At 57.1% G+C, this 245-nt stretch carries 1 pseudogene; it reads left to right on the forward strand.

Annotated features, from left to right (window positions below):
* A pseudogene (locus KZZ04_RS20410) lies at positions 1–245 on the forward strand (EscR/YscR/HrcR family type III secretion system export apparatus protein); the annotation flags it as partial.

Genomic DNA, 245 nt, shown 5'->3' on the forward strand with positions numbered 1-245 from the left:
GGAAAACACCGCGCGCATGTGGCCGGCGCAGATGGCGCAGGACGTCCAGCGCGAGGACTTGATCCTGCTGGTGCCGGCATTTGTGCTGTCGCAGTTGCAGGCGGGGTTCGAGATCGGGTTTTTAATCTATATCCCGTTCATCGTGATCGACCTGATTGTCTCCAACCTGCTCCTGGCATTGGGCATGCAAATGGTCTCGCCCATGACCATTTCCCTGCCGCTCAAATTGCTGTTGTTTGTGCTCG

It is taken from the genome of Pseudoalteromonas sp. CR1, assembly GCF_019392235.1.
Lineage (GTDB): Bacteria > Pseudomonadota > Gammaproteobacteria > Enterobacterales > Alteromonadaceae > Pseudoalteromonas.